We start from the raw sequence: 22029 nt of genomic DNA, 5'->3' as shown, positions 1-22029 counted from the left end.
CATCCTCCCTCCCGCCGGCTGATCCCCTCAGGGGCGAAAGACCTTTAACCCCGGCCCGTTCGGCCTGATCTGGTCGGCGCAGACGGCTCGGTGTGGGCCATACCGGCGATTCTCGACGGACGCCCTGACGCCCCGCTCCTTCTCGAGCGAGCTGGGGCAGGACCGTTCAGCCTTGTGGCCGGCCGTGGCACCACCGCGACGTGAGGGCCGTCAGGTGCTGCTGATGAGGCCGCCTGGCGTGCCCCGGTGCCTGCGCCCAGTGGCCGCGGTGAGCGCCTGCTCAAGGCTGTCGTGCGTCGGCAACCACCGGTCCATTCCGCTGAGCCGCAGGACACGAATGGGCTCACGCTGTAGGCCGACCAGCCGAAGGGTGCCGCCATCACGGCTGATCTCCTGCCGTAGGCGCAGCAACGCGTTCAACCCGGTGCAGTCCATGACGACTTGATCGCCGGCTCGGTGGACTCGGCGTACAAACTCCTCCAGCTCATCGGCAGTCGCCAGGTCGAGTTCCCCGCTGACCATGATGATGGTGACCCCGGCCAGGTACTGCCGCCCAAGGGCGATCCCCGCAAGCTGGGAGTGCCTTTCCAGCCCGAGCTGGGATTCGGCGCGGTCGGAGAGGGCGGCGTACGCGTGATCAATGCGGATGTCGTCCGATTGGCGGATGTGACGCATGAGGAGATGTCCGAAGTGGAGAAGCGCGAGCAGGCCGAGGCGTCGCGCCGTGCTCGCCGCTTTCGCGGCGATCGCGCACCGATCGACCTTGCGGGTCGTACGGTGATCCTGGTTGACGATGGGATCGCCACGGGCAGTACCGCTCGGGCCGCCTGCCAGGTGGCTCGTGCGCGCGGGGCCGCGCGAGTGATCTTGGCGGTCCCTGTCGGAACGCCGGACACGATTGAGGGTCTGCGCGAGGACGCCGACGAGGTGACCCGCTTGGAGACGCCTCCCACTCTGTGGGCCATTGGCTCCTGGTACACCGACTCCACCCAGAACACCGACGAGCAGGTGGTCGAACTGCTGCAACGGGCCGCACCGCCTACCGCCGAGGGCACGGTGCGTGGAAAGGGATAGTGATCTTCGTGCGCGGTAGTGGTAGCAGCCGGTACAGTCCTCGTAACCGGTACGTGGCCTCCGTTGGTTCACCGACCATTTCAGCAGGACGCGCGTGGGATGAGAGCTGGTCCGGCGTAGTACGGGACAGGGCCCCCAAGGACCGCCTCATCCTTCATCGCCCAGGCGGTGCTCGGCATGGCGGAGAGCTTCCTCGATCCCCGCAGCGTCGAGAGTGGTGAGCAGTCCCTTCGCCTTGGCGCTCCGTGACGGAAAGCGCTGACCCTGCCGGTTCGTGGCGTATGAGCTTCTCGGCGCCGCCTCTGCGCTCCACCTCGCGCCTACGGCTACGCCTGCCGTCCGGCCTTGCCGGGCGGGCCCTTCGTCCCTGGGCTCCGGGTTCGTTTCCTGCGAAAACAGGTAGGCGAGACGATGCGGCGCCTTGGCCGACCGCGGATCAAGGAGGAAGACGTGGTGATCCCCACACGCTCCGGACTGTCATCTGCGGAGGCGGCGGCGCGCCTGGAGCAGGGTGGGCCCAACACGCTCCCGCAGAAGCCACCCGTCCCGCTGTGGCGACGGGTCGCCGCCCAGCTTCGCGATCCACTGATCATCGTCCTGCTCGTGGCGGCGGTATTGACCATCGTCACCGGCGACTGGACCGACACCGCCGTGATCATGCTCGTGATCGTCGTCAACACCTCCGTCGGCGTGGCGCAGGAGGTCCGCGCCGACCGGGGGATCACCGCGTTGTCACAGCTCACGGCGCCGGTGGCGCGCGTGATCCGCGACGGCTCCCAGACGGAGGTCCCGGCGGCCGGCGTCGTCGTGGGAGACCTGCTGGTCGTGGCCGAAGGTGACATCGTCGTGGCCGACGCCACGGTGGTGGAGTCGGCGGCATTGCTCGTGGACGAGTCGTCCTTGACGGGAGAGTCGGTGCCGGTGGACAAGACCGGCGACGATCCGGTCTCCTCGGGCATCGTCGTGGTACGGGGGCGTGGCCGGGCAGTGGTCACCGCCGTAGGGGCGGCGAGCGCGAGCGGCCGGATCGCCTCCATGATGGTCAAGGGGGCCGGTCTGACGCCGTTGCAGCGGCGCCTGGTGGGGGTCGGCCGCCTGCTGGCCCGGGTCGCGGTGGCGCTGTCCGCGCTGGTGCTGGCGCTGGGACTGGTCCGCGGGCAGCCGGCCGAGCTGATGGTGGTGACCGCGATCAGCCTGGTGGTCGCGGCCGTACCCGAATCCCTGCCCGCGGTCGTGACCCTGAGCCTGGCCTTGGGAGCCCGCCGGATGGCCGCGCGTAACGCGCTCGTCCGCCGGCTGCCCGCCGTGGAGAGCCTCGGCGCGGTGACCGTCCTCGCCACCGACAAGACCGGCACCCTCACCGAGGGCCGGAGTTTGCTTCGTTGGAGGACTCCACGACGTTGAGCCTTTCCTGGATCTCCCGCTGCAGCTCACGCAACCGCAGGTAGCGGGCGACGAAGATGGTCTTCTGCGAGATCCATATCCGCCTGCGGTGCGCACGCCGCGCCCGCTCAGCCAGGACCGTGACCGCCTGCCGTGCCTCGGCGAGCGGCTGCCCGACTCTAGAAAGGCTAACGGTGTTAGCTTATGCTCTCGATATCAGCTAACGCCGTTAGCCATTGCGAAGGGAGACGTCATGAGCGTTGAGGCCATGCGGGGCTGGGGATGGGGCACGTGGGTGCGCTGGGCGGGGTGGGTGCTGCTCGCCGGATTCCTCGGAGCGTTCGCCGTGTTCGAGTCGGCGAAGTACGGGCTGCCGACCACGGCGGCGGCGGTGGCGTTCTTCCTGCTGCCGGATCTGTCCGGCAAGGTCGCGGGCGGGCGGCGCTGGATCGTCGCGGTCGCGAACTCCGGCTGGATTCCGGTCGTGATCCTGGTCGGCTACTCCCTCTCACCGATCGGCTGGCCGCCGCTGTTCACCGCCGGGCTCGGCTGGGCGACGCGGCTCGTAGTCGGACGGGTGGTGCGGCGTGGTTGACCGCCGCGAGCAGATCGTCGTGGCCGCGTTGGAGCTGCTGGAGGCCGACGGCCGCGAGGCGATGTCCATGCGGAGCATCGCCGAGCGCGTCGGCATCCGGGCGCCGTCGCTCTACAAGCACTTTCCCGACAAGGCGGCCGTCGAGCTGGAGCTGACCGTGATCGGGCTGACCGAGATGACCGAGGCGCTCGAGGCCGCCGAGCCCGGGCTGCTGCCCTGCGCACGCGCCTACCGGAGCTTCGCATTGGCGCGGCCGCACCTCTACCGGCTGACAACCACCAATCCGCTGCCGCGGCTGTTGCTGCCCGAAGGGCTCGAGGAGCGGGCCGCCGGTCCCGTCCTGCGCGCCATGCACGGCCGCGCGGATCTGGCCCGCGCGGTGTGGGCATTCGCGCACGGGATGGTGATGCTCGAACTCGACGGCCGGTTTCCGCCCGGAGCCGACCTGGAACCCGCCTGGACCGCGGGTTGCACGGCCTTCCAATGAGACATCGGGGGAGGCAGCCGCGATCCACGACCGGTCCATCGCCGGACGCGTCACAGTCGAGGACTCCTGCCGTTCACCACCGACTCCGGCAGGAGGTAGCCGCCTTGCGGACTCAGTGTGGAAACGGCTACGAAACATGTCAAGACGTAGGCGAATCGGTTCGATCGGTGGTCGGCGCCCAGGAGGCCTGTGCGCTGGCGCGTCCTGGTCATGCCGCGCCGCCGCCGGATGAACGTTTCATCAGCTCGCCCGCCGTGACAGTGTGACCGCGCCGGGTCAGCTCTGATCAGGCCGCTTCGGCACGCGGCGGAAGAGAGCGGGCCCTTGACGGATCTTCTCGCGTCATGTTTGCTCCGCCACACCACCACCTCAGCAGGCCGGTGTGGAAGGAGTCCCGGATTGACCAAAGCAATGTTAACGCTAACAACGATATCGGGAGCCGCCGCCGGCATGCCGAAGGGGACAGCACCCGACCGTGCCCACCGTGGGCCGGTTACGGCGACCACTCAGCACGATCCCAAGTTGCCGATCCACCAAAAGGAGGTCCTCGTGTCCACAACAAGTGGGCCGGAGCGCAAGTGCGTTGGCGTGAACATTGCTACTCGATTCGATCCGCTTCCTGACCGCCGCGAGGGATTGAGCATGCGTACGTGGGGGCGATGGTGCGCCGCCACGCTGATGGCCGTGGCCTTGGTGGTAGCGGGTGCGGCGATGGGGGCGGGGGTAGCCGCCGCGGAGTCCAACGGCGGGGTGCGGGTCATGCCGCTGGGCGACTCGATCACCGAGGGCACGCAGGTGCCGGGCGGGTACCGGATCGGGTTATGGCAGCGCCTGGCCGCCGGCCGCTACACGGTCGACTTCGTCGGGTCGCAGTTCAACGGGCCGGGCAGCCTGGGTGACCACGATCACGAGGGTCATCCCGGGTGGCGGATCGACCAGATCGACGCGAACATCACCGGCTGGCTGCGTACGTACACACCGCGCACGGTGCTGCTGCACATCGGCACCAACGATGTCCTGCAGAACTACAACGTGGCCGGTGCCCCGCAGCGGCTGTCCACGCTGATCGACCACATCACCACAGCCGTGCCCGACGCGGACGTCTTCGTCGCCACCATCATCCCGCTGTCCAACTCCGGCCAGGAGTCGGTCGCCCGCACTTTCAATGCGGCGATCCCCGGCATCGTCCAGAGCAAGGTGAACAGTGGCAAACGTGTCCACCTGGTCGACATGCACAGCAAGTTGACGACCTCCGACCTGATCGACGGCATCCACCCCACCGCCGGTGGTTACGACAAGATGGCCGCCGCCTGGTACGGCGCGCTTCAATCGGTATCGGGCAGCATCGGCCAGCCGGGGAGCGGCACACCTGGTGCGGGCGCGATCAGGGGTGTGGGGTCGGGCAGGTGTCTTGATGTCTCCGGCGCCTCGCAGGCGAACGGCGCGCAGGCGCAGATCTGGGACTGCAACGGCCAGGCCAACCAGCAGTGGACGCCGACCGCGAGCGGTGAGCTGCGGGTCTATGGCGGCAAGTGTCTGGACGTTTACGGCGCCGGCACCGCCGACGGCGCCAACGTCATCATCTGGGACTGCAACGGCCAGACCAACCAGCAGTGGCGCTTCAACTCCGACGGCACCATCACCGCCGTGGGCGCGAACAAGTGCCTGGACGTGCCGAACTACTCCACCGCCAACGGCGTGAAACTCCAGATCTGGTCCTGCGGCGGCGCCGCCAACCAGCGCTGGACCCGCTCTTGACGCCTGACATCCCGGTGGATCGCCCGGAGATCTCCCCCGACACCCCGGTAGGTAGAGGAATCAGATGCGCAGAATCCTTGGCTTAGCAGTGGCGGCGGTACTCGCGGCCGGCTCCGTCGTCGCGATCGGCAGTGAGACGTCGCCGGCCGCCGCGCTGGACAACGGCCTGGCCCGCACGCCCCAGATGGGCTGGAACGACTGGAACAGCTTCGGCTGCAACGTCAACGACTCCCTGATCCGTCAGACGGCTGACGCCATGGTCTCCAGCGGCATGGCGGCGGCGGGCTACACCTACGTCAACATCGACGACTGCTGGTCCACCAAGAACCGCAACTCCAACGGTGACCTGGTGCCGGATCCGCAGAAGTTCCCCAACGGCATCAAGGCCGTGGCCGACTACGTCCACTCCAAGGGACTCAAGCTCGGCATCTACTCCTCGGCCGGAACCACGACGTGCGCGGGGTACCCGGCCAGCCTGGGCAACGAGCGACGGGACGCGGCCCTGTGGGCGTCCTGGGGGATCGACTACCTGAAGTACGACAACTGCGGTGATCACCGGGGCCAGAACGGGCAGCAGCGGTACACGGCCATGCGGGACGCACTGGCCGCCACCGGGCGTCCGATCGTGTACAGCCTGTGCAACTGGGGCCAGGAGAGCGTGTGGACCTGGGGGATGCCGGTAGGCAACTCCTGGCGTAACACCGGCGACATCGCGGCCAACTGGAACTCGATCACGGGCATCCTGGACCAGCAGGTCGGGCTCGACGCGTACTCGGGCCCCGGCGGGTGGAACGACCCGGACATGCTGGAGGTGGGCGTCGGCGGGGTGACGGGGACCGAAGGCCGCGCGCACTTCAGCCTGTGGTCGCTGCTGAACGCGCCGCTCATCGCCGGAAACGACATCCGTACGATGAGCGCCGACACGCGTACGATCCTCACCAACACCGAGGTCATCGCGGTCAACCAGGACTGGGGCGGCAGACAGGGCCACAAGATCAGCGACAACGGCAACCTGGAGGTCTGGCGCAAGCCGATGTCGAACGGCTCGGTCGCGGTCGTTCTGCTCAACCGGGGCACCTCGACCTCGACGGTCTCCACCACCGCCGCCGCCCTGGGGCTGGGGTCCGCGTCCTCCTACTCGGTGCGCGACCTGTGGGCGCACACGACGTCCTCCTCGTCCGGGACGATCAGCGCGTCGGTCCCCGGACACGGGGCGGCCATGTATGTCGTGACCGGAGGGGGCATCGTCACGCCCCCGCCCACCGGGACGATCAGGGGCGTGGGGTCGGGCAGGTGTCTTGATGTCTCGCAGGCGAACGGCGCGCAGGCGCAGATCTGGGACTGCAACGGCCAGGCCGGCCAGCAGTGGACGGCGACCGAGGGCGGCGAGCTGCGGGTTTACGGCGGCAAGTGCCTGGATGTGTACAACCGGGGCACCGCCGACGGCACCAACGTCATCATCTGGGACTGCAACGGCCAGGACAACCAGAAGTGGCGCTTCAACTCCGACGGCACCATCACCGCCGTCGGGGCGAACAAGTGTCTTGACGTGCCGAACAACGCCACCGCCAACGGCACCAAGCTGACCATCTGGTCGTGCAACGGCGGCGCCAACCAACGCTGGAGCCGCGCCTGAGCCTGGCGAAGGCGCCCAGGCCACAACGCACGATCTGTCCCCCACGTCAACCGGCGGAGCACCGTCCACTCCGTCGACCGACGGCCCTGCGCCGCGACCTGCCGCACCACCGACCTGTGGTCCGGCGGCTACCAGGGCGAGGGTCACGGTGATGGCTGTGGCCTGTGCGCGACGACGCCATGAACGGCCGCGTTGGGTGCACCGCTGTGGCGGTGCGCCCAATGCGCCTTGTCCGCCTGGAACCTCAGCGCCACCATGACCGGCGCGTGGCAAGGGGGCGGAGAGGACTGTGGTCGATCGTGCGTGATCGGGAATCGCTCTCTTGGCCGCCGTAAGCACTCAGCAGCCGGTCGTACTCCGCCCGGGTGAGGGGGAGTACCGAGCCGTGCTTGGCTCCAGGGGGCAGTTGGTAGCTCGTCGAGGGCATCCATTTTCCGGAGTCGAGATCGGTGGTCTCGAACGGGACGTAGTTGCGCCTCCCGAATTCGTCGATGAACATGTACCACCTCTCTTCGGTGTTCGACTTGAACACGGCCGGGCCTTCGCCACGGTCGATCTCCCCGTCGCCGATGCGGTCGGCCACGAAGTCATAGGTGGTGGAGGTCAGTTCTCGGGACTTCTCGGCGGTGATGAGCTTGGCGCTGGGCACGGAAGGCGTCTGGTCCCGCTCGTCCTTGGTGTAACGGTAGTAGACGCCGTCGTGCTTGATCACGGCCGAGTCGATGACCGCATGCCCTGGATCGTGCCAGCCCTTGGGTTCGCTGAACTTGCGGAAGTCGGTGGTGGTGGCGTACATCATCCGGTTGTAGGTCGTTCCGGTGTGGTCTGGGTCGTCCTGGGCGTAGAGCTTCGAGGCCCAGAAGACGACGTACTTGCCGAGTTCTTCGGCGTAGCACGCCTTCGGTGCCCAGGTGTTGCCCGCGGTGTCGCCGGACACCTTGATGAGGCGCTGACCGGTCCAGTTGACCAGGTCTGTGGAATCCCAGACCACGATCGACTTGCTGCCGGTGCGCTCGGCTCTGTCCCAGATGAGCTGTACCGGGTCCTCGTCGCCGCCGGACGTCAGCAGATCCGTGGCGATCAGGTGGAACCTGTCGCCCTCGGGGGAGCGGATCAGGAAAGGGTCGCGCACTCCCTTGGTGCCGAGGTCGGAGGTCAGGATCGGCTTTCCGGCATTCAACTCCCGGTAGTGCAACGGATCGTTGCCGAGGCTGAGCGCCATCCGGATCCGTTCGTCGTCGGCGGCGGGGCTGCCGACGAAGTAGACGAGCAGGTAGCCGGCGTAGACCGGTTTCGGCTGATGCACAAATGCTCCTGAGCAGAGGGAAAGGACGGGTGCGCAGGGAAAGTCGCCACCACGAAGTGCGGCATATGGCCGCTCCGCGAAAACGCATCCCGGCCGCTCCAGCACCGCCACCGAGGACGACGGCGCCCACGCTACCCGCCGCTCCTCGTTCCAGGTCGCCGCCGCACGAGTCGTCGACGGCAGACTGTACTGCGACCGCGACGAGCCCGTCCGGCTCGATCTGCCCTCCATGGCCTGAAGCGTGTTGGAGAAGGCTGTGATCAGGGGTGGTCAGCGACCATGGACTCTCACCTCCTTGACCTCGGCCGGAGCCTCTGGGAACACGAGTTTCACCGTGTGCAGAGCGCGGCCTCGCAGGTCGAACGACATCCGCCGCTCGGTGGTGCCGGCGGCCACCTCCTCGGCGGCCTGTCCGTCGGAGACCTCCAGCCGGTACGGCACGGCGTCCGGCTCGCCGAGGAGCACCGTGACGGTGTCCACTCGCCACAGGCCCTCGAGGTCGACGCGGATCCAGGCGCCCGGTCGGTTCGTGGCGCTGATCCAGCCCTCGCCGGTGGAGTAGTCGGTGATCAGGTGCGCCGGACGGTCGGCCAGTGAGCCGCTGCTGAAGACGGGCCGTTTGGCCGACAGCAGGCGCGGGGTGTCGGGGGAGCGCATGAACGAGCGCGTGGGCGGGCCGGGGGCCAGGCGGCGAGGCCGGCCACGCCACGGTTCCCCGCCGACGGCCTCGATGGTCAGCTCCGCAGGGGCCAGCCCGTCCGCGCCGGCCCGCAGCGTGTTGGGGCCGGCGAAGTAGGAGCGGAACTCGATCGCGCCGATCCCGTCGAGCAGGCCGCGGTTTTCGGGGGACAGCGTGATCGAGGTTCCGGTGGGGAAGACGCCGCCGCCCTCGACGACCTCGATGCGCACAGGGCGTTCGTCGGCGACGACGTGACCTGACGCGTCGAGGAGTTCCACCATGATCCGGGTGTCGTCGGTGCCGTCGGTGGCGATCGTCATGCGGTCCGCGCTCAACCGCAGGCCCGTCGCGGTGCCCGGGAGCGGCCACGGGGGTGGTTCGATGCCCCGAAGCTCTTGGCGGTACCAGTACCAGGATCGCAGGGGAAGGCGGAAATAGTCGATGAAGCCCATCCGGCCCATGTCGGGCACGATGCTGCCGTGGTGGATGCCGCACCACAGGGCGATGCCCGACCGCCAGGGGTGCGGGGTTTCGACGCCGTGGGCGTATCGCGGGCCGTAGGCGCCGGGGCGGTCCTCGACGAGGCTGCCGTACTCGGAGACCAGATTGGGCCACGGTGGCTTGTGGTAGAGCGAGGCCCCGTCGCCGTTGTAGCCGGCCACATCCCCGAGTTCGTCGAAGCCACGGCGCTGGGCGCCGCCCACCGCGGCCGGCCGGGTGGGGTCGAGCTCGTGCACCAGGTCGACCAGGCGACGGGTCAGGTCCTTGGCTTGCGGGATCACCTCGTCGTCGCTGAAGAACACCTCGTTGCCGGTGCTCCACGCGATGATGCTGGGGTGATTGCGGTTGACGCGGATCATCTCCGTCATCGCGCGAAGGCAGCTGTCCTCGAATTCCGCGCGGTCGGCTTCGTGCGGTGGGTAGGCGCTGGCGGTCCAGAACCCTTCGGCGCTCTCTCCGCCGATGCCCCAGAAGCACAGCTCCGACCAGAACAGCACGCCCTGGCGGTCGCACTCGGCGGCGAACTGCTCGTGGTGGGGGTAGTGCGAGCCGCGGATGAAGTTCATGCCGCTCTCGCGGATGAGCGCCACATCGCGGCGGATGCCGCTGTGGGTCGCCGCGTCGCACCACCCGGCACGGTCCTGGTGCACGTTGGCGCCGTGGATCGGCAGGTGCTCGCCGTTCAGGAAGAAGCCCTTGTCGGCGGTGAACTCGACGGTGCGCACCCCGAAGGTGGTGACGGTCTGGTCCAGGCAGCGCTCGTCCTGGATCAGGCGCTGCTCCAGCGTGTAGAGGTGCGGCGTGTCGGGGTGCCACAGTCGCGCGCGAGGCAGGGTGAACTCCTGATGGCACGTGCTGGTGGCTCCGGCCGGCACCGACACGTTTTGGTGTAACCGCAGGGTCGGTTCTCCGGCCAGGCGGATCTCGGCGGTCAGGTCGCCCTCGAAGTCCGTGTCGCCGTCGTTGACCAGCTCGGTGGCCACGTCGATGACGGCGTCGCCGTCCAGCAGCGATCGAGTGATGACGAACGTGCCGTACCAGGCGATGCGGGTGCGCTCGGCCACGATCAGCGCGACGTCGCGGTAGATGCCGCCGTTGAACGTGTGCTCTCCGGCGCGGGGCGCAAGCCGCGGATTCCATTCGTTGCTGACCCGTACGGCGAGCTGGTTGGTCCCGGCGCGCACAGCGGTGGAGATGTCGATCGCGAAGGCCGTGTAGCCGCCGAGGTGCCGGCCCACCTGACTCCCGTTGACGTACGCCTCGGCATCCTGGAACACGCCCTGGAACTCCAGCGCGAGATACTTGCCGAGATCCTCGGGACGTATGTCGAGGACCCGCCGGTAGACGCCGCGGCCGACGTAGAAGCCGGTATCCATGAAATACGGGATGCCGAAGGAGTGCGGCAGGCCGACGTCGTAGAGGTCTCCGTCGTCGAAGTCCTCGGCGACCGCGCCGGCGGGGTCGCCGTAGGCGAACTTCCACGCCCTGTTGATGAGCTCCCGACGACGGGTCATGACGCGTCCGTCCCGGTCTTGACGGCGGTCAGGCGCACGTGCGGGAAAACCCGATGCGCGCGACGGACTGTGCTGTAGGGCAAGGGCACGATGAACAGCTCTCCAGGGGGGAATCATGGTGGCCGTGAACGTTCACGGCAACCGTGCGAAGCCTCACCGTAAAGATCGGGTGCCCATGTGTCAATGAGCGTGCGTCAAGCGGATTCGCGCCACAGCATGCGTGGGCGCACCGTACGCCGCATGGACGGCAGCTCGCCGAAGTCGGCGGCGGCCAGCGCGTCGGCGATGTCCAGTGCGTTGCTCACCAGCGCGTGGCGATCGATGGACATCGTCGTCAACGTCGGATGCACGGCCTCGCCCAGGGTGAGACCGTCGATGCCGCAGATCCGCACCTGGCCGGGGACGTCGATGCCGAGGGCGTGCGAGGCCTGCACCGCGCCGATCGCCATGAGGTCGTTGAAGACCAGTACCGCGTCCATCTCCGGATGGGCGCCGACGAGTTCGGCGAACGCCCGGCCGCCACCGGCCATCGACTCCTCGCCGATGACGATCATGTCCGCCGATTCGGCCCCGGCGAACTCCTCGAAGTACCCGCGCCGCGGGGAAGGCGCGTAGGTGGGGGAGAAGCGCAGGGAGTAGGCGGAATCGATCATGCCGATGCGCCGCGCTCCCTTGCCGCGCAGGGCCTCGATCGCTTCACGCACGCCTTCGCGGATGTCGACCTCGACGGAGTGCATGCCGGGCAGGCTGCCGGTCCGCTCCAGCATCACGAGCGGGATGCCGCGGCTGGTCTTGACGAGATCGTCGTCGTCCTGGCCGAAGTGCCCGACGAACAGGTCCACCTGGCCTGACAGCATGTCGAGCGCGCTCGCCTCGTCCTCCGTCTCCGTCGAGGCCATCACCACGTGCCAGCCGCGCTCGGCCGCGGTGTTGAGCAGGTCGCCGGCGATCTCGGTGAAGTACGGGTTGCGGAAGGAGGCCACCAAATAGCCCATCGCGCGGGTCTTCTTCCGCACGACCAGGTTGCGGGCGAACCGGCTCGGCCGGTATCCGAGCCGCTGGCAGGCTTCAAGCACGCGCTGCTTGGTCTGTTCGTTGATCTCCCCCATGTCGTTGATGGCCCGGGTCACGGTCTGCCGGGAGACCCCGGCGGCCTGGGCCACGTCGTTGATCGTCACGCGTTTCGCCATCGCCGTCCTAGGTTCGTTGCCTGGATCGATCGTACTGACGGGACAGGGCCACAAGCCGTCGTCGCTCGCGACAACCTGCGGAATCTGCCCGAATACCGACTATTGACAGCCAAACCACCGATGTTTAGGTTGTGTTTCACGCCAATGTCGTGAACGTTCACGGTACCTGCTTCGTGAACCTTCACGGCGCTGGTCCCGCCCCTGCAACCTGTGCCACGGCATCAAGACGAGACTGCGCCCCGGTGCTCTCCCCGCCCGAAAGGGTCGTTTACCAGGTAGCGGGCGAGCGTGCGGATCCCATCCATCATCTTTCATGGGCCGGTGGAACATTGTCCTTCAGCGAAGCAGACCGTAACGTCTCATCCTTCGAGCCAGGCGCAGGCCGACTGAAACCCCGCGCCAGCTCGGCCGGCAGCGCCCGCTCCATCCCCCTGGCCGGTTATTGGACATTTCACCTGGCTGCCCGCCTTCGGGAAATGAGTGACGGCTTCGAGAGTCCTGACTTCGACGATTCCGCCTGGGCCGCGCTGCGGGTGCCCGGGTCGTGGCAGATGGAAGGCCTCCGCGGTCCTGACGGCACCCTGCTGGAGCGCGGGCAGGCGCAATGGGGAAGACCCGCGTACACCAATGTGATCTACCCGTTCCCGATCGACCCGCCTCACCCGCCGGACGCCAACCCGACGGGGGAGTACCGCCGGACCTTCGAGATGGACAGGCCTGGAGTCACCAGCTGGGTGTTGCGGTTCGAAGGCGTGGATTCGCACTTCACGGTGTGGCTCAACGGAGTGGAGCTCGGTTGGGGGACGGGCAGCAGGCTGCCGACCGAGTTCGACGTGACGCACGCCCTGCGGGAGGGGCCGAACGTCCTGGCCGTCCGGGTGCACCAGTGGTCGGCGGCGAGTTACCTGGAAGACCAGGACATGTGGTGGCTCTCGGGGATCTTCCGCTCGGTCTCCCTCCTGGAACGTCCAGTGGGTGCGATCGGCGACCACTTCGTCCAAGCCGACTTCGATCACGAGGCAGGGGAAGGCATCCTCCGCGTCGAGACGGACGTCCCGGCCGTCGTCGACATCCCGGAGCTGGGCGTCACCGGCCTGCCGGCGGGCGAGAGCCTCCGCATACCCGACGTCGGCCCATGGAGCGCCGAGACCCCGAGGTTGTACGCCGGGGTGCTCAGAAGCGAGGGGGAGTCCATCGAGCTCCGGATCGGATTCCGGACCGTTCGGGTCGTGGACGGGCTCATCACCGTCAACGGGTCGCCGGTACGCTTCCGCGGCGTCAACCGGCACGAGTGGCATCCGGAGACGGGCCGCACGCTCGACCCGGAGACGATGCTGGCCGATGTCCTGCTGATGAAGCAGCACAACATCAACGCGGTGCGGACCAGCCACTACCCGCCGGACAGCCGCTTCCTCGACCTGTGTGACGAGTACGGCCTGTGGGTCATCGATGAATGCGATCTCGAGACCCATGGCTTCGTCCAGGTCGGCTGGGAGCGCAACCCTTCCGCGGACCCGCGGTGGAGACCTGCCTACCTGGATCGGGTCGAGCGCATGGTCGAGCGCGACAAGAACCATCCGTCCGTGATCATGTGGTCGATGGGTAACGAGTGCGGCGTCGGCGACAACCTGCGGGCGATGGCCGAATGGGCCCGCCGCCGCGACAGCACCCGGCTGATTCACTACGAGGGCGACTACGACAGCTCTTACGTCGACGTCTACAGCCGGATGTACGTGGACATCGGCGAACTGGAGCTCATCGGCAAGGGCGCCGACGAGCGCACGGTGGATGCCCAAGCGGATGCCCATCGTCGCGCGCTTCCGGTCATCCTCTGCGAGTACGCCCACGCGATGGGCAACGGCCCGGGCGGCCTGGCGGAGTACGAGGAACTGTTCGACCGGTACCCGCGGCTGCACGGTGGATTCGTCTGGGAGTGGATCGACCACGGCATCCTGCAGCGCGCGACCGAGGGTCCCAACGCCGGGCAACCGTTCTACGCCTACGGCGGGGATTTCGGGGAGGTCGTGCACGACGGCAACTTCATCGCCGACGGCCTCGTCTTCCCGGATCGAACTCCGTCTCCCGGGCTGCTGGAGTACAAGGCCGCGATCGCGCCGGTCGTCCTGTCCATCGACGACGACAGCACGCTGACCGTCCGGAGCAGGTTCGATCACATCGACACCTCCGGCCTGGACTTCCGATGGCTCCTCGAAGAGGATGGCGCCGAGCTGGGCCGCGGCATCGTCGAAGTCCCACCGGTTCCTCCGCGCGGCACGACCCGGGTCCGGCTCGACGACACCATCGCCGAGCTGGCCGGCGACGCCTCGGGCGAGGTCGTCCTCACCGTTCAAGCGTCGCGGGCCAAGGAACGTGACGGCGTGCCCGCGGGCCACGAGATCGCCTTCGCCCAGCGGATCCTGGCCGAAGCCCGGCGGCAGGAGCACGGCTTCACCGAGGGCCTTCCGATCGAGGTGTCCCACCACGGGTACCGCCTGGGCACCGCCGAATTCGACTCCGACGGGCGACTTGTCATGCTCGGCGAGCTGCCCGTGCTCGGCCCTCGGCTGGATCTCTGGCGTGCGCCCACCGACAATGACCGGGCCTGGCTGGGACAGGCGAAAGCCTGGCGTGATCTCGGCCTGGACCGGCTCGAACACCGTACCGCCCGGGTGCAGCCAGGGGATGGCGAACTTGTCGTCGAGACGGTGAGCATGGCCGCTGGACGGGAGGCCGGGATGCGGACACAGATGATCTGGTCCGCGAGTCCTGAGGGCGACCTCCAACTGCGCCTCCACCTGAGCCCGGTAGGCCGGTTCGACACCGATCTGGCCGCGCTCATGCACGACTCCAGCCGTGTGAAGCGAGGCGCCGTACCTCGCCTGGGCCTACGCATCGGGCTCCCCGGCGGTGACGGAACTCTCGAATGGTACGGACTCGGCCCGGGGGAGAACTATCGCGACAGCCGGCTGGCGGCCCGGCTCGGCCGTCACCGGGCCAAGGTGGCAGAACTGCAGACCCCTTACGTCTTTCCCCAGGAGAACGGCAACCGCGGCGCCGTCCGATCCGCGGAGATCTCCTGGCAGACCGGCGAACGATTGCGTATCACCGCACCCTCCGGCGTTGACGTGACATTGCGGCCCTGGACCAGCGAAGCGCTGGACGCGGCGCGGCACACCACCGACCTGGTCCCGGACGGCAGGCTCTGGCTCAACCTCGACATCGCCCACTACGGGCTCGGCTCGGCCTCCTGCGGCCCCGACGCATGGCCGGCCCACCGGTTGTACCCCCACACCTGCTCACTCCTGGTCCGCCTCGCCCAGGTGCGGTGACGCGGCTATGAAGTGGAGTGCCGCCAGGCGGAGTTTCCGGCGCTATTGGCAGCTCTACCTGCTGATCGTCGTGCCGCTGGCCTACTTCGTGATCTTCAAGTACATCCCGATGACGAACGCGGTCATCGCGTTCAAGGACTACAGCGTCGTCGACGGGATCTGGGGCAGCGAGTGGGTCGGTCTCAAGCACTTCTCGGCATTCTTCGCCAACCCCGTCTTCTGGAAGCTGGTCGAGAACACCTTCCTGCTGTCGGTGTACTTCCTCCTGGCCGGCTTCCCCATCCCGATCATCCTGGCCCTCGCGCTGAACGAGGTCCGGCTGCGTGCCTTCAAACGCACGGTCCAGCTGGTCACCTACGCGCCCTACTTCATCTCCACCGTGGTCGTCGTCTCCATGGTGATTCTGATCCTGTCGCCACGGATCGGGCTCATGGACAGAGCCTTCGGCTTCTTCGGCGTGGACGCGCCCGACCTCCTGGGTGACGCGGACTACTTCCGCCACATCTACGTGTGGAGCGATATCTGGCAGACGGCGGGCTATTCGGCCGTCGTCTACATGGCCGCACTGTCGGGCATCGACCCCAGCCTGTACGAGGCGGCCCGAGTCGACGGAGCGACGCGCCTGCAGAAGATCGTCCATGTCGACATCCCGGGCATCATGCCGACGGCGATCATCATCCTGATCCTGGGCGTGGGCAACATCATGGCGGTCGGGTTCGAGAAGGCGTTCCTCCTGCAGAACCCGCTCAACCTCGGCAACTCAGAGATCATCGCCACTTATGTCTACAAGGTCGGCCTGCTGAACGCCGACTTCAGCCAGGCCACCGCGGTGGGACTGTTCAACTCGGTGATCAACCTGCTGCTTCTCATCGGGGTCAACTTCATCGCCAAGCGTGTTTCCGGGAGTGGTCTGTGGTGACCGGCACAATGACGCGGACCGCGGAGAAGAGGCGCCTGCGCCCCGGCCGGGTCAGGGACTCCGGTGTCGACCGGCTCTTCATGGCCTGCGTCTTCCTGCTGCTCGCCACGTTCCTCGCGGTCGTCCTCCTGCCGTTGATGTACATCGTGGCGAGCTCCTTCAGCAGCCCGAACGCCGTCTCGTCCGGCCGGGTGTGGCTGTGGCCGGTCGATTTCTCGATCCGGGGCTACGAGGTGGCGCTGGGCAATCCGCAGATCGTGACGGGGTTCGCCAACTCGCTCTTCTACACCGTCGTGGGAACGCTCGTCAGCGTCGTGCTCACGATCGCCATCGCCTATCCGCTCTCCCGCAAGGATTTCTACGGCCGCAACGTCATCACCGCGTTCATCGTCTTCACGATGATCTTCGCGGGCGGGCTCATCCCCACCTACCTCGTCGTACAGAAACTCGGCCTGCTCGACACCCGCTTGGCGCTGATCGTGCCGGGGGCGATCGGCGTCTGGCAGGTCATCATCGCCCGCGCCTACCTGCGCAACAGCATTCCCGACTCGCTCTACGAGGCCGCCGAGATCGACGGTGCGAGCAGCCTGCGCGTGCTCTGGTCGGTGGTGCTGCCGCTGGCCAAGCCCATGATCGCGGTAGTCGCCCTGATGTACGCGATCGGGCAGTGGAACGCGTACTTCGACGCGCTGCTCTACCTCAAGAGCGACGAGCTGTATCCGCTCCAGCTCGTACTCCGCAACCTGATCATCCTCAACACCCAGGCCGGCGGCCAGATGGACGCCGCCGTCATGATGCAGCGGCAGCAGCTCGCCGACCTGCTCAAATACTCCCTGATCGTCATCTCCACGGTTCCCGTGCTGCTGATCTACCCGTTCGTCGCCCGCTACTTCACCAAGGGAATCATGATCGGCGCGATCAAGGGCTAGCCCGGCGGCCGTCCTTCACCCCCCGAAAGGCATGACCCATGTCCACCCTGCCCAGAAAGCAAGCGGCCCTGCTCGCCGCACTGTCGCTGGCCGCCCTGCCCATTGCCGCCTGCTCGTCGTCCGGCGAGAAGTCCGCAGGCTCGGCAAGCCAGGGAGGAATGACCGAGCTCACGGTCTTCATTCCGCAAGGCGCCGACCAGAATCTCCAGACCAACGCCTACACCAAGCTGCTCAGCGGCAAATTCAAGATCAATTTTGTGTTCCAGACGACGACCTACGACGCCGCCCCTGCGGCGGAGAAGCGGCAGATCTCGCTGGCCAGCGGCGACTACCCCGACCTCTACCTGCTTGTCCCATGGGTGGATCAGTTCGCCCGGCCCGAGTTGCTCAAGCTCTCTAGGCAGGGCGTGATCCTGCCGCTCAACGACCTGATCGCCAAGTACGCGCCCAACATCCAGAAGGCACTGGAGACGACCCCCGCCTACAAGACGATGGCCACCGCGCCCGACGGCAAGATCTACGGCCTGCCGGAGTGGAACGACTGCTACCACTGCTCCTACCAGGCCAAACTCTGGCTCAACACGGCCTGGCTGAAAAAACTCGGACTGTCCATGCCGAAGACGACCGAGGAGATGCGCACCGTCCTGCGGGCCTTCAAGACCAAGGACCCCAACGGCAACGGCAAGGCCGACGAGATCCCGCTCACGGCCGCCACCGGCGATCCGCTCCTGACCTACTTCATGAACGCCTTCATCTACGACCCGCGCGGGGCCGGCGTCGCCGCCTCGACGCTCGCGTTGAACAACGGCAAGGTCCAGCTCCAGGCCGCGCAGGCCAAATGGCGTGAGGGACTGCGCTACATCGCCTCCCTCTACAAGGAGGGACTCATCGACCCGGGTGCCTTCACCCAGAACGGGGACGCGCTGAAGGCCAAGGGGGACAACGCCGACGCAGTGATCGTCGGGGCCGGGACCATGCTCCACCCGGCGCTCATGGTCACCCTGGGCCAGAAGGACGGGCGGGACAAGGACTACGACGCGGTGCCCCCGCTGACCGGCCCCGAAGGAGTCGGCTACACGTCCTACAGCTCGCCCAGCCTTCCGGGCGCCACGTTCGTCCTGACGAACAAGGCCACCGAGCAGGACCAGATCGCCGCCATCAAGATGCTCGACTACATCTTCACCGACGAGGGGCAAGTGCAAGGCCAATTCGGCCAGGAGGGCGTCGGCTGGAAGAAACCGGATGGCGGCGACGTGGCCCTCGACAAGAACCTGAAGCCCCTGTACAAAGTGCTCCCCGCCAAGCCGGGTGCGGCGCCCTCCAACGCCGGATGGGGAGCGCTCACGCAGTACAACAGCACCAGGGCGTTCCGCGACGCCCAGGTCCAGCCGACCGACACCGACAAACCGGAAGGCTACGAGCGAAGGCTTTTCGACGCCACCAAGCTGTATGAGGGCAAGGTGCCGAAGGACCAGATCTTCCCGTCCTGGAACCTGTGGCTCGGCACCGACGTCACCGCCGAGGCCGCGACGCTGCAGACCAACATCCAGAACTACGTGGGCCAGTCCAACCTGGAGTTCGTGACCGGCAAGAAGAACATCGACAGCGACCAGGACTGGACCGCTTACCTGGACGGTCTCAACGGCCTCGGCCTGCAGCGATACCTGCAGATCCAGCAGCAGGCATACGACGCTCAGTGAGAAACGACATGGACGAACGACACCGCATCCGGCTGGCCGCTCCCGCCGCCGCGTTCCACGACGCCTTCCTCCTGGGGAACGGCAGTCTGGGCGCGACGGTGCACGGGCGGGCCGGGGTCGAGCGCGTCGACCTCAACCTCGACACCGTCTGGTCGGGCGGTCCCGGGAGCCCGGAGAGCGGCCCTCCGGCCGGCGAGCTGCTTCCCGAGCTGCGGCAGGCGATCCGTGAGCGCGACCACCTGCGCGCCGACCAGCTCGCCCGCTCCCTGCAGGGGCCCGGCTACACCCAGTCCTACCAGCCACTCGGGTGGCTGGAATGGGGTTACGCCGCGGACCGTCCCCTTGACGGCTACCTCCGCGAGCTCGACCTGGCCGAGGCGGTCACGACCACGACCTATGGGCCGGTGCGGGTGGGGAGCTTCGTCTCGGCACCCGACGGAGTCCTCGTGATGTCGGCCACGGGTGGGGACGAGGTCGCCGCGCCCGCGTTCCGCTCGGAGCACCCGACCATGGAGATCGAGCAGCGGGAGGAGAAAGGCGTCCACTGGCTCGTGGCCACCGGGCGCGCGCCGGCACACGTGCTGCCGAACTACGTCGATGCGGAGCCGGCCGTCGTCTACGCGACCGAGGAGGGGATGGGGTTCGCCGTGGCCGTGGCGGTGCACCGGACCGGCCCCGGAGAGGTGCGGCTCATCGCCGCCGCGGCGAGCGGTTTCCGCGGCTACGACCAGCGGCCCAGCACCGATCGCCGGTCGATAGCCGCCGAGGCCGAGCAGCGGGTCGCGCGAGCCCTGTCCATCGAGACGTCGAAGCTGCGCGCGCGACATCGCGAGGACTACCGCGGCTACTTCGACCGGGCTGATCTGGACCTCTCGGGATCCGGGTCCGAGGCAGCCGGGGCCGAGCTTTTCTTCCACCTCGGCCGGTACCTGCTGATCTCGAGCTCACGCCCGGGTACCCAGGCGGCCAACCTCCAAGGCATCTGGAACGTCGACGTCCGTCCCGGCTGGAGCTGCAACTACACCACCAACATCAACCTCCAGATGAACTACTGGGCGGCGGAGTCCACCGGGCTCCCCGAACTGCACGAGCCGCTGTTCCGGCTGACGCGCGAGCTCGCCCGGAGCGGAGAGCAGACGGCCCGCCGGTACTACGCGGCCCGCGGCTCGGTCGTGCATCACAACACCGACCTCTGGCGGTTCTCCACGCCGGTGTCCGGCGATCCCCAGTGGGCCAACTGGCCGTCGGGGCTCCTGTGGCTGTCGGCTCACCTCTGGGACCACCTCGACTACGGGGCGGACGACGAGTTCGCCGCGGAGACCGCTCTGCCGGTGTTCCGGGCGGCGGCGCGATTCGCACTGGACATGCTGGTCCCGGACGGGCGAGGCGAGCTCGTGATGAGCCCCTCCACCTCGCCCGAGCACCACTTCCTCGTCAGCGCCTCGGCTCACGCGGCCGTGTCCGAGGGAACGGCGATGGACCAGGAACTGGTCCGCGAGGTGCTGGCGCGATACGTGAGCCTGGCCCGGCGCCACTCCTCTGAGGAGGAAGACCAGGTGGAGCGGGCCCGGACCGCGCTGGCCGACCTGCGCGACGTGGCGGTCGGATCGGGTGGCGAGCTGCTCGAGTGGTACGACGAGCGACCACCGCGCGAGCCGGGCCACCGCCACCTGTCCCACCTGTACGGCCTGTATCCAGGCACCCGCATCACCGAAGCGGCCACACCGGACCACTTCGCGGCCGCTCGCCGGGCGCTGCGGCACCGTCTGGAACACGGCAGCGGCTACACCGGATGGAGCCAGGCGTGGACCCTCTGCCTGGCCGCCCGCCTGCGTGACGCGGAGCTCGCCGAGCGGGCGATCTCGGTCCTGCTCAACGAGCTGAGCTCGGAATCTCTGCTCGATCTGCACCCGCATGGCGACTGGCCCGGCGGCAACATCTTCCAGATCGACGGCAACCTGGGCGGTGCCGCCGGGATGACCGAGCTGCTCGTGCAGAGCCATGAGGGAGCGATCAGCCTGCTCAAGGCGCTGCCGCCGAGCTGGCACACCGGATCAGCACGAGGCATCCGCTGCCGCGGCGGACATCAGGTCGAGCTCGCCTGGCGGGCGGGGACCCTGGCCCGTGTGGACGTCACGGCCGGCCGGCCCGGAAGGATAGTCGTCGAAATACCCGGGGACACCCCGCCCTTGAACGTCGTCGACGCAAACGGCACGCAAGTGCCTCTTGCCGAGGTGGGGGGAGCGATCCCCGGTCGGCTCCGCCTGGCGTGGAACGGCCTGCCCGGCCGTCGTTACACGGCCCGCACCTGATTGGTGGCCCGGTCAACGCCCTTGTGCACCCGCACCGTGCGGTCGATGAGCTCGCGCAGCGCGCTCTCGTCGACGTCGTCGAGTCGCTTCAGGTAGAGGCATCCCTTTCCGGTCCTGTGCGGACCGAGCCGGGCCAGCACAGATGCGTGCCGCTCCTCGAACCCGCCCACCAAATAGACGACGAGTTGCTGCTTGCGTGGTGAGAAGCCCGCCAAGGGCCAGTCGCCCGTGCGCCCACTCGCGTAGGTGTAGCGGTAGCTGCCGAAGCCGACGATGCTGGGGCCCCACATCACCGCAGGCTCACCGGTCACCTCGCACAGAATCGCGCGGAGGCGCTCCGCGTCGGCCCGTCGGCGTTCGTCAGAGACTGCGGCCAGGAAATCGTCCACGCTGGCGTCAGTCGGGACCGTCACCGGCTGTTTCGAGGTCACCATGACGTCATGCTCCCACGCCGGTGTGACAAATAGTGGTGGGCACAGGGGACCCCGATCCCGGCCGTCGCGAACCCCAGTACCACGGGCGTACACCTGCTCCCAAGAGCGTAAAGCGAGGACGAAATCCGTCAGCTCAACCTGAACACCGACAACTACGAGCGAATGCCGACAGCTTCAACTGCAACCGACAGTTTTTGTCCCTTCCAGATGAAGTTGGCGGAACAGACACGTGTTGAACTGCGACACGACACCTAGGCTTGGACGACTTCGAGCGGAGCTGTTC

At 67.7% G+C, this 22029-nt stretch carries 16 protein-coding genes; 11 read left to right on the top strand and 5 right to left on the bottom strand.

The window, feature by feature from the left end; genetic code table 11:
• Positions 1-210 precede the first annotated feature (210 nt).
• Positions 211-675, bottom strand: coding sequence for an anti-sigma factor antagonist (locus ACWDRB_RS52865; protein WP_449907990.1), 465 nt, complete (start codon positions 673-675; stop codon positions 211-213).
• 6 nt (positions 676-681) lie between these two features.
• Between ACWDRB_RS52865 and ACWDRB_RS52860 the strand changes: the two genes are divergently transcribed.
• From ACWDRB_RS52860 to ACWDRB_RS52835, 6 genes are all read left to right on the top strand, one after another.
• A complete protein-coding gene (locus ACWDRB_RS52860; RefSeq protein ID WP_449907988.1) occupies positions 682-1074 on the top strand; it encodes a phosphoribosyltransferase family protein in 393 nt (130 codons plus the stop codon).
• A gap of 450 nt (positions 1075-1524) precedes the next feature.
• Entirely contained in the window at positions 1525-2478 is a 954-nt protein-coding gene (locus tag ACWDRB_RS52855) for an HAD-IC family P-type ATPase (protein WP_449907986.1), read from the top strand.
• Between the two features lie 232 nt (positions 2479-2710).
• Entirely contained in the window at positions 2711-3052 is a 342-nt protein-coding gene (locus ACWDRB_RS52850; protein WP_449907984.1) for a hypothetical protein, read from the top strand.
• Entirely contained in the window at positions 3045-3539 is a 495-nt protein-coding gene (locus ACWDRB_RS52845; RefSeq protein ID WP_449907982.1) for a TetR/AcrR family transcriptional regulator, read from the top strand. The genes ACWDRB_RS52850 and ACWDRB_RS52845 overlap by 8 nt, the downstream gene beginning before the upstream one ends.
• A gap of 642 nt (positions 3540-4181) precedes the next feature.
• Entirely contained in the window at positions 4182-5297 is a 1116-nt protein-coding gene (locus ACWDRB_RS52840; RefSeq protein WP_449907980.1) for a lectin, read from the top strand.
• Positions 5298-5361: 64 nt separating this feature from the next.
• A complete protein-coding gene (locus tag ACWDRB_RS52835; RefSeq protein WP_449907978.1) occupies positions 5362-6933 on the top strand; it encodes an RICIN domain-containing protein in 1572 nt (523 codons plus the stop codon).
• Between the two features lie 244 nt (positions 6934-7177).
• Here the strand turns inward: ACWDRB_RS52835 and ACWDRB_RS52830 are convergent, their stop codons facing one another.
• The 3 genes from ACWDRB_RS52830 to ACWDRB_RS52820 form a co-directional block, all read right to left on the bottom strand.
• Complete coding sequence (locus ACWDRB_RS52830; protein ID WP_449907976.1) at positions 7178-8239, bottom strand: glycoside hydrolase family 43 protein; 1062 nt, start codon at positions 8237-8239, stop codon at positions 7178-7180.
• 270 nt (positions 8240-8509) lie between these two features.
• Positions 8510-10933, bottom strand: coding sequence for a glycoside hydrolase family 2 TIM barrel-domain containing protein (locus tag ACWDRB_RS52825; RefSeq protein ID WP_449907974.1), 2424 nt, complete (start codon positions 10931-10933; stop codon positions 8510-8512).
• A gap of 194 nt (positions 10934-11127) precedes the next feature.
• Positions 11128-12123 (bottom strand): LacI family DNA-binding transcriptional regulator, encoded by a 996-nt coding sequence (locus ACWDRB_RS52820; protein ID WP_355211352.1) that lies wholly within the window; start codon positions 12121-12123, stop codon positions 11128-11130.
• 329 nt (positions 12124-12452) lie between these two features.
• Here ACWDRB_RS52820 and ACWDRB_RS52815 point away from each other — a divergent pair, with 329 nt between their 5' ends.
• The 5 genes from ACWDRB_RS52815 to ACWDRB_RS52795 are packed head-to-tail and all read left to right on the top strand — an operon-like array spanning position 12453 to position 21312.
• Positions 12453-15452, top strand: coding sequence for a glycoside hydrolase family 2 TIM barrel-domain containing protein (locus ACWDRB_RS52815; protein ID WP_449907971.1), 3000 nt, complete (start codon positions 12453-12455; stop codon positions 15450-15452).
• Between the two features lie 7 nt (positions 15453-15459).
• Positions 15460-16371: an ABC transporter permease gene (locus tag ACWDRB_RS52810; protein WP_350737697.1), complete on the top strand. Its 912-nt coding sequence runs from the start codon at positions 15460-15462 to the stop codon at positions 16369-16371.
• Positions 16372-16379: 8 nt separating this feature from the next.
• A complete protein-coding gene (locus ACWDRB_RS52805) occupies positions 16380-17300 on the top strand; it encodes a carbohydrate ABC transporter permease (RefSeq protein ID WP_449907969.1) in 921 nt (306 codons plus the stop codon).
• Between the two features lie 38 nt (positions 17301-17338).
• Positions 17339-19000, top strand: a complete 1662-nt coding sequence (locus ACWDRB_RS52800) for a hypothetical protein (RefSeq protein WP_449907967.1) — start codon at positions 17339-17341, stop codon at positions 18998-19000.
• A gap of 8 nt (positions 19001-19008) precedes the next feature.
• Positions 19009-21312, top strand: a complete 2304-nt coding sequence (locus tag ACWDRB_RS52795; protein ID WP_449907965.1) for a glycoside hydrolase family 95 protein — start codon at positions 19009-19011, stop codon at positions 21310-21312.
• Here ACWDRB_RS52795 and ACWDRB_RS52790 read toward each other — a convergent pair.
• Positions 21294-21746 (bottom strand): DUF1801 domain-containing protein, encoded by a 453-nt coding sequence (locus ACWDRB_RS52790; RefSeq protein ID WP_449907963.1) that lies wholly within the window; start codon positions 21744-21746, stop codon positions 21294-21296. The two genes, ACWDRB_RS52795 and ACWDRB_RS52790, sit on opposite strands and share 19 nt — an antisense overlap.
• Positions 21747-22029: the final 283 nt, after the last annotated feature.

Source organism: Nonomuraea sp. NPDC003707 (assembly GCF_053587055.1).
This window is presented reverse-complemented; position numbering and strand designations above follow the sequence as displayed.